The organism is Microbacterium sp. BF1 (assembly GCF_019279095.1).
Taxonomy (GTDB): Bacteria; Actinomycetota; Actinomycetes; order Actinomycetales; family Microbacteriaceae; genus Microbacterium; species Microbacterium maritypicum.
Genome location: NZ_JAGYWT010000068.1, coordinates 1 through 8308 on the forward strand (window position 1 = coordinate 1; position 8308 = coordinate 8308).

At 66.6% G+C, this 8308-nt stretch carries 8 protein-coding genes; 4 read left to right on the forward strand and 4 right to left on the reverse strand.

Annotated features, from left to right (window positions below; genetic code table 11):
- Positions 1-617 (reverse strand): sulfurtransferase (locus KZA10_RS04150; RefSeq protein WP_218682247.1); only part of this gene is annotated, 617 nt, incomplete at its 3' end.
- Positions 618-762: 145 nt separating this feature from the next.
- Between KZA10_RS04150 and zapE the strand changes: the two genes are divergently transcribed.
- From zapE to KZA10_RS04165, 3 genes are all read left to right on the forward strand, one after another.
- Positions 763-1800, forward strand: a complete 1038-nt coding sequence (zapE, locus tag KZA10_RS04155) for a cell division protein ZapE (RefSeq protein WP_218682248.1) — start codon at positions 763-765, stop codon at positions 1798-1800.
- Positions 1801-1934: 134 nt separating this feature from the next.
- Positions 1935-3173, forward strand: coding sequence for an ammonium transporter (locus KZA10_RS04160; RefSeq protein WP_055867970.1), 1239 nt, complete (start codon positions 1935-1937; stop codon positions 3171-3173).
- 20 nt (positions 3174-3193) lie between these two features.
- Positions 3194-3748, forward strand: coding sequence for a type II toxin-antitoxin system PemK/MazF family toxin (locus KZA10_RS04165; protein WP_218682249.1), 555 nt, complete (start codon positions 3194-3196; stop codon positions 3746-3748).
- Here KZA10_RS04165 and KZA10_RS04170 read toward each other — a convergent pair.
- Together KZA10_RS04170 and KZA10_RS04175 are read right to left on the reverse strand one after the other, a co-directional pair.
- The gene (locus KZA10_RS04170; protein WP_174799575.1) at positions 3714-4871 is read right to left on the reverse strand and encodes a DUF1611 domain-containing protein; all 1158 of its coding nucleotides are present in this window, start codon (positions 4869-4871) and stop codon (positions 3714-3716) included. The two genes, KZA10_RS04165 and KZA10_RS04170, sit on opposite strands and share 35 nt — an antisense overlap.
- A gap of 396 nt (positions 4872-5267) precedes the next feature.
- Positions 5268-5717: a GIY-YIG nuclease family protein gene (locus KZA10_RS04175; RefSeq protein ID WP_218682250.1), complete on the reverse strand. Its 450-nt coding sequence runs from the start codon at positions 5715-5717 to the stop codon at positions 5268-5270.
- 89 nt (positions 5718-5806) lie between these two features.
- Here KZA10_RS04175 and KZA10_RS04180 point away from each other — a divergent pair, with 89 nt between their 5' ends.
- Entirely contained in the window at positions 5807-6889 is a 1083-nt protein-coding gene (locus tag KZA10_RS04180) for a sorbosone dehydrogenase family protein (RefSeq protein WP_218682251.1), read from the forward strand.
- A 419-nt stretch (positions 6890-7308) separates the two neighbouring features.
- On the opposite strand, the gene KZA10_RS04185 is transcribed toward KZA10_RS04180, so the two are convergent.
- Positions 7309-8308: HEPN domain-containing protein (locus tag KZA10_RS04185; protein WP_218682252.1), on the reverse strand; the 1000-nt coding region annotated here is incomplete at its 5' end.

The following is an 8308-nucleotide window of genomic DNA, read 5'->3' on the forward strand; positions in this document are numbered from 1 at the left end:
GTGGGGATGTGGCCGGCACGCAGCGCGCCCTCGTCGGGGTACGCGGGCGCCGTGGTGCGCTCACCGGTGTACTCCTCGGGAGAGCGGACGTCGATCAGAGGGCTGCCGATATGGGCGAGAACGTCATCCTTGTACGCGCGGATGAGGGAGTCGTCGCGCTCGACGACCGGATACTCCGTGGCCGGACGGCTGGTCGCCTCACGCGTGAGCTCGCGCCCCTCCGCGATCCAGCGGTCGCGTCCGCCGTCGAGCAGACGCACGTCCTCGTGACCGAAGAGGGAGAAGACCCAGAGGGCGTAGGCGGCCCACCAGTTGTTCTTGTCGCCGTAGATGACGACCGTGTCCGAGCGATCGATGCCCTTGCGGCTCAGCAGCTCGGCGAAGCCCTCGCCGTCGACGTAGTCGCGCACCACGGGGTCGTTGAGCTCGGTGTGCCAGTCGACCTTCACCGCTCCCGGGATGTGGCCGGTCTCGTAGAGCAGGACGTCTTCATCGGACTCGACGACCACCAGACCCGGCGCTCCCAGCCGTTCCGCGAGCCACTGCGTGGTCACGAGGCGGCCCGGTTCGGCATACTCGGCGAACTTGGGGGAGGAGGAATCGAACTCGATGGCCATGGGATCTCCGAAGCGTTGAGCGGACGAGGGGGCGGTGGCAGACGGCGTAGTGTTGATCCGTCCCTTCGACGATAGATCCCCGCCGAGCACCCTGCGCCCGATTCGTAAGACTTCGACACAGGTGAGCACCTGATTCAGGACTGTGATGACCGACCAGACCAGCCGCACGGGAATCGTGCACCTCACCGAGCGTCAGCCGACTGTCAGCGGACCCGAGATGCTGGCGAGCCTGGTGCCGCCGCCCCAGTTCGACTCCGCGACGTTCGACAGCTACCGCGCTGATCCGGCCTATCCCTCGCAGGAGGAGGCGAAGGAGACGCTGATGCGCTTCGCCGGGCGCGGAACGCCTGCGAAGCGCGGCGGTCTGTTCAGCCGCGCGAAGAAGGAGCCGGAGCTCAAGCCCGGCGTCTACCTGGACGGCGGGTTCGGCGTGGGCAAGACGCACCTTCTGGCGTCGATCTACCACGCGATGCCTGCGCGTCGGAAGTACTTTGGCTCGTTCATCGAGTACACCGCGCTCGTCGGCGCGGCCGGTTACAAAAACACCGTCGATCTGCTCAAAGGCGCCGACCTGCTGTGCATCGATGAGTTCGAGCTCGACGATCCGGGCGACACGATGGTGATGACCCGTCTGCTGGGGGAGCTCGTGCCGACCGGCACCCGGCTTGCCGCGACCTCGAATACCCCGCCGAACGCGCTCGGCGAGGGACGCTTCGCCGCACAGGACTTCCTGCGGGAGATCCACGCCATGTCCGACAGCTTCCAGACTCTGCGCATCGACGGCGTCGACTTCCGTCAGCGCGCTCTCGACGGGCACGCGGTCGTGCTCGACGACGCGGCGTACGCGGACGCGGTCGAGAAGGCGGGCGCTGCCGGTGCGACATCCGACGATCGGTTCGACGATCTGATCCGCCACCTCGCACAGGTGCATCCGTCGCGCTACATCAGACTCATCGACGGCGTCGACGGTGTGGGTCTGCGCGGGGTGCGCCAGCTCACCGATCAGTCGGAGGCACTGCGCTTCGTGGCTTTCGTCGACCGCGTGTACGACGCGCAGATCCCGATCCTCGCCACGGGGCTCGGGCTCGACTCCGTCTTCTCCGATGAGATGCTCGCCGGCGGGTACCGCAAGAAGTACCTGCGCGCCATCTCTCGGCTCAACGCCCTCACACATTCTGCGTAAGCCCGCAGAATCGCGTAACGCGATGTTCACGGGCGGAGCCGCGCTGTAACCGCGGGGAAACAAACCTCACGCATTGACGAAACCGCAGGTCGTCACACTGAAGCTCTCAATTACTTCGGATGTGAGGTTTTCCTATGGATGCTCCCGGCAACATCTCGTGGGCGATCACCGCGACTGCGCTGGTTCTGCTCATGACGCCCGGCGTCGCCTTCTTCTATGGCGGTCTCGTCAAGGCGAAGAGCGTCGTCAGCATGATGATGATGAGCTTCGGCTCCATCGGACTCGTCGCCGTGCTGTGGATTCTCTTCGGCTTCTCGATGAGCGCCGTCGACAGCCCGACCGCTTTCGCGGGTAACCCCTTCGCCGACATCGGGCTCTCGAGCCTGGCTGAGGGTGAGGGCTCGAACGTCGCGCTCCTGGGAGTCGCCTACGGCGCCACCTTCGCCATCATCACTGTGGCGCTGATCTCCGGAGCGATCGCGGATCGTGCGAAGTTCGGCAGCTGGCTGATCTTCGCCGGCATCTTCGCGACCGTCGGCTACTTCCCGGTCGCCGCATGGGTCTGGGGCGGTGGCTGGATCATGAACCTCGGCACCACGCTCTTCGGCGAGGACAGCGGCATCGGTGTGATCGACTACGCCGGTGGTACCGCCGTGCACATCAACGCGGGCGCCGCGGCCCTCGCTCTCGCGCTGGTGCTCGGCAAGCGCATCGGCTTCCAGAAGGGCATCCTGAAGCCCCACAACGTGCCTCTGACGCTCCTCGGCGCCGCGCTGCTGTGGTTCGGCTGGTTCGGCTTCAACGCCGGCGCGGAGTGGCTCGCGGAGGACATGGGCGGGGTCGGCCTCATCGGTCTGAACACCCTGGGCGCGACCGCTGCCGCCATCCTCGGGTGGATCCTCGTGGAGAAGATCAAGGACGGCAAGCCCACCTCGGTCGGTGCCGCCTCCGGTGCGGTCGCCGGTCTGGTCGCGATCACCCCGGCGTGCGCCAACCTGACGCCGGGCTGGGCTCTGCTGCTGGGTGCACTCGCCGGAGTCGTGTGCGCACTCGCGATCGAACTGAAGTTCCGTCTCGGCTTCGACGACTCCCTCGACGTCGTCGGCATCCACCTCGTCGGTGGTCTCATCGGAACGGTGTACCTCGGCTTCTTCGCCACCGAGACCGGCCTCTTCGTCGGCGGCGACGCCCGCCAGCTCGCCGTGCAGCTGATCGCCGCGCTCGGAGTGCTGATCTACTCCTTCGTGGTCGCCTTCATCATCGGTTTCGCCATCGAGAAGACGATCGGCTTCCGTGTCACGAACGAGGACGAGATCGCCGGTGTCGACCAGGTCGTGCACGGCGAGGAGGGCTACGCACTCGCCGACGCGTGATCTGCGGTTAGGGTGACCGTGTGAGCAAGACCAACGGCATCCTGGCAACACTCGCGGAGATTCTGCTCAAGGCAGTGGGCTCCGGCCGGGCGTCTCGGACAACAGATCCGAGACGCCCGGACGCGCGTCTGCGGACCCCGCAGGAGACCTCCGCCCCCGCCGGCACCGAGACCGCCCGCATCGATCCGGACCGGATCAGGGATCTGCGGGTCGCCTATGCGCCGCAGCGGGACGGTACCCCGGATGCCGGCGAGATCGTCTGGACCTGGGTGCCCTACGAGGAGAATGACGGGCGCGGCAAAGACCGTCCCGTGCTCGTGATCGGCCGGCAGTCAGCGGATCGCGTGTACGCGGTGCGGATGACCAGCAAGCCGCACGACGGGGAGCGGGACTACCTCTCGATCGGGACCGGGGACTGGGACTCTCAGGGACGCGAGTCCTGGGTCGACATCGAGCAGCTGTACAGCGTCCACGAACGCGGACTGCGACGGGAAGCGGCGGTCCTCGATCGCCGCCGCTACGACCGCGTCGGAACGGCTCTCACGCGGCGCTACGGCTGGTCCGTCGCGGGCTGAGCATCGGGAACGCCTGCAGCACCATATCGACGAGTTCGGCCAGCGGTCGTGTGAGCGGGTCGGTCGCGGGGAGTCCCGTGCGGAGCTCGATCTCGTCGATCGCGGTGGCCAGCTGTTCCGTCGAGAGGTTCTCGTGGTTGACGGTCACGCCGATCACCGTCGTGTCGGCGAACGCCTCGATCAGGGCGATCTCGCTCGCGACCGTGGGCATCGCCACCATGGGGAAGTCGCCGAGGACCTTGCGTCCGGGGGCGTGCTGCACGATCACGCCTGCGGGCTGGCTGCCGCGGAGGATGTGCGCGGAGGTGATGTAGGCGGGATGGCTGAGTGCGCCTTGCCCTTCCACGATGATCACATCCGGGTTCTCGCCCTCGAACGCCGCGACGACCTGATTCTCGACCTCGCCGGAGCAGAACTGCGGGACGAGGGCGTCGAGGGCGACACCGTAGCGCCCGCCCTGGATGATCGTGGTCTGTCCGGTGCCGACCATCACAGCGTGCACGCCCCGCTCATTGAGCGCCCGCACGAGGATCGTCGCCGTGGTGCGCTTGCCGATCGCTCCGTCGGTGCCCAGGATCGTGATGCGCGGGCAGGTCACGTCGAAGATGCGACCGGAGAAGAGGTGGAGATCCTTCTTGTCGCGCGGGCGACGGATGTCGGTGATCGTGACCTGGGCGAGAAGCGCCGCGGCGACGAACTCGGCGTCGTCGGTGAGGAACTCGTGCAGGCCGTTGATGATGTGCATTCCGCGGGCGATGCCATCCAGGAGCACGGTGCGCTGATCGGCTGAGAGCAGGCCGTCGGCGGGAGCGACGCCGCAGATCAGGTAGTCCGGGACGTGCCCGGCGTGCGCGATCGCGGTGGGGAGACCGTCGAGGATCGGGATGTCGTTCACGTGTCCGTCCAGAAGCATCCCGGCATCCGCTCCCGCGTGGGTGCTGTCGATGACGCTGAGGATCTCGTACTTCTCGGAGTGGCGGACCAGCCCGTTGGCGGTCTTGCCGTCCTGCTCGCCGAACTGGCCTTCGCAGTAGACGATCGCGGTGGTCCCCGAGGGGAGGGCGATCGGGGCGGCCCAGGCGTGCGCGGGGTCGATGAAAGAGGGAACGGACGGGGTGGGCATGATGCTCCTCGGACTCGCACAGAGGAGGCGACGGAGAACGAAATGACCGATGAGGCCCGTTGGTCGACGAGAAGTCTTCCCTGATGCCGGCAAGATACCGGCACCCTCACCGTAGCAGTGGTGTCTGGGACCCGGCCGCGAAGATCCGGGGCGATCGACCGCGGTGTCTCACCCGGTGCTCGGTGGGCCGCCGGGAGGCACGTGAGGAGCAATCCGATCCGCATCGGGCTTCGAACCAGTGGTGAGTCGCGCACCGCGGCGCCACAGGAGGAGGAATCATCCCGATGCCAGCCGCAGCCTGCGACCGCCCGGGGTCGGGCCGCCACAGCCTGATCCTTCCCGAGACGCGGTGCCGGGTGACTGGACTTCTCGAAGCAGTCGCCCGGCACCGTCATGTCACAGCTCGGGTGTCGCGGCGTCGATACCGCGCAATGCTCCGCTCAACCAGCGTCCGTACAGCGGCCACGGCTCGCCCTCTTCCTGGAGGGCGGCGACGTGCGCCCGCAGCTCGTCTGTCCAGGTGAACCACTCACCGCCCTCACGAATCGTGGCGAATTCGCGATGTCGCTGCTGTTCGACGGCGCGACCGCCGCGCTCGAAAGCCAGGAGCTCGTCGTGCCTGATGCTGGCCAGCCGCTGTCGCGGACGCCGGCTCGTGCCGATCTTCACGCGACGGTCGAATCGGATGTAGTACACGACGTCGACACGGGGGAGGGGGAGGTCGGGATCGGGGGCGTCGCCGACGCGCCATCCGCAGGAGACGCAGCACCACGCGCCCTCCGTGCGTACTCCCCGTGTGCCTCCGCAGAGCGCGCAGGGGCCGGGGAGAAGCTGATTCGTCGACACGGCGGCAGGCTACGCGGCCCCTCGGACACACGCCTCTTCTGCGCCGCGCGCAGCGCGTCTAGTGTCGAACCGGAGGCGAGGTAACAGTGATGAGGGCGACGCGGCGAGGGCTGAGGGCATCGGCCGCGTTGTGCGCCGCCGGGATCGCTCTCGTCGCATGCGCGCCGACACCACCTGCTCCGCCTTCGCCGACGCTGTCCGCGGGGTCCGTCATCATCTCCCCGGAGCAGAGGGAGACGATCGTGCAGGGCCTGGAAGACCCCTGGTCCATCGCGTTCTCGGGGAGCACCGCGTTGCTCAGCGAACGGGACACCGCCCGCATCGTCGAGGTCTCGGATGCGGGTGAGACGCGCGAGGTGGGCGTGATCGAGGGCGTCGAGCCGCGCGGCGAAGGCGGCCTGCTCGGTATCGCCGTACACGAGGGCGACCTGTACGCGTACTCGACGGCCGCCGACGAGAACAGGGTGCAACGATTCGGCCTGTCGGGCGCGCCGGGGTCGATGAAGATCGGTGAGCCCGAGACGATCCTCTCCGCCCTCCCCGCCGCCGGTAACCACAACGGCGGCCGCATCGCTTTCGGCCCTGACGGGATGCTCTACGTGACGGTCGGCGACGCCGGCGACCGTGAAGGCTCTCAGGATCTCGGATCTCTCGCGGGGAAGATCCTCCGCGTCACACCGGATGGGCGCGTGCCGGAGGACAACCCCTTCGAGGGCTCGCCCGTCTACAGCCTGGGCCACCGCAACCCGCAGGGGCTGGCGTGGGACGAAGACGGAACGCTCTACGCGAGCGAGTTCGGTCAGGACACCTGGGATGAACTCAACGTGATCGAACCGGGCGGCAACTACGGATGGCCGAGGGCGGAGGGCATCTCTGACCGTGCGGATTTCATCGATCCGGTGCAGCAGTGGGCTCCCGGCGTCGCGAGTCCGAGTGGAATCGCGATCACCGCGGGGTCGATCTTCATCGCGAACCTCCGCGGAGAGCGGATCCGACAGGTACCGCTCACCGACCTCCGTGCCTCCGGCGAGTTCCTCGTCGAGTCGCTCGGGAGGCTTCGGGACGTCGCGGTCGCACCGGACGGGGCGTTGTGGCTGCTGACGAACAACACCGACGGTCGGGGAGACCCGGACGAAGGCGACGACCGCGTCGTGCGTATCCCTGTCGGGTAGCTCGACGGCAGGTCGACCGGCGGACGCGCGTGAGGGAACCGGGAGGTCTCCGGCCCAGGCGTAGGGGAAACGAAAAGAACCCCCGAGTGGATCGGAGGTTCTATGGTGGGCGCAATGGAGCGTTGCGGGAACAGACGACTACGGGTTGAGAAGCTGATTTCCGAGTGGAATCAGGGCACTCGTGGGGATGCCGAGTCCGAGGTCGAGGCTAGCGACCCGCTGATCGGCGCGTCGGTGGAACCAACGAAACGACCTCGAACACGGCTCACGGACGAGGAAGTGGACGCTATGCGAACAGCCCGGGCGCAGGGCGTGAGCGTGACGGCGCTGGCACGCCAGTTCAGGGTTCACCGTGGCACCGTGTGGGCTAAGACGCGCTTTGTCGGGACCGGCGACGGCAAGGCTTAACATCGACTCGTTCAGTTCAGGCGCTCGGCGATGACGGTTTCAGCCGCGCCTATGCTTAGCGCGATCCAGGCTCGAACGACCTTCACGCCAAGTCGATAGTTGGCGACGAGGTCGGCAGGATCGGGATCGGGCCGATTCGCGTGTTTGACGGCGTTGTAGCCATCAGCGAGGTCCTTTGCGAACGTCGCAGGGATGGCGGGGACGCATGAGGCAACCTGCTGGACGATCTTGCGGACCCGCTGCTCCATCGTCTTCTTGTCGGCCCGCGAGGCACTCGTCCCGGAATCTAGGAATGCCTGATAGCCGAACGCCTCCAACGCGATGCCAAGCTGCGCCATGTGCTCGTCGATAGTTCCTGCGCGGATGTCTAGCAAGCGCAGGAAGGGCCGGAGTCCTCGACGGTTCTCTTCCCCAAACTTCAGCCATTTTCGTATGCCCGAACTCTTGATGTCAGCGAAGACAAAGAGCGGACGGTCGCTCTTTCCCCAGACTGCTAGCCCCATACCAGTGGCTGCAGTCTTTACCTCGCACCACCGCGACCGAGGTTCTGTGTCGCTCCTGATCGCAATCTTCTCTTTGTCACTGGTGACCTCGTGGCCGAGGAACGAAACGGGCTTCCAGATCGCGATGCGCAAGAGGTCGCGCATGGCCCTGTGTACTTGAAGATGTTCCGCCCAGTCACGCTCACTCGTCGTGTACGTCTGGAGCAGGGTTCTGCTGGTGTATCGAACCTCGGGCTCCTGTGAGCTGGGCGCAGTTCCTCTGACGGTTGCGCGCAAGTTGAGTCTGCCCGCGAGACGAAGGTCTGGTGGAACCTCCATCGTCGTGGTGACGCTCATTGGAGTCCCATCGTGTGGGAACTTCATCATCGTCCGGTGTGCCCAGAGGTCCAACCAATGTCCTAGCCCATCGATCTCGGAGCGAAAACCGTTGATCTTGGCATAGTTACTTGCGCGAGCGGCCTTCTCGACGGCAAAGTTGGCGGCTAGTTCACCGACGCCTGACGCGGCG

Excerpts from the sequence above, each read along its gene's own strand:
- zapE (WP_218682248.1), top strand. The coding sequence starts at position 763 with ATGACCGACCAGACCAGCCGCACGGGAATCGTGCACCTCACCGAGCGT.
- KZA10_RS04160 (WP_055867970.1), top strand. The coding sequence starts at position 1,935 with ATGGATGCTCCCGGCAACATCTCGTGGGCGATCACCGCGACTGCGCTG.
- KZA10_RS04170 (WP_174799575.1), bottom strand. The coding sequence starts at position 4,871 with ATGCCCACCCCGTCCGTTCCCTCTTTCATCGACCCCGCGCACGCCTGG.
- KZA10_RS04180 (WP_218682251.1), top strand. The coding sequence starts at position 5,807 with ATGAGGGCGACGCGGCGAGGGCTGAGGGCATCGGCCGCGTTGTGCGCC.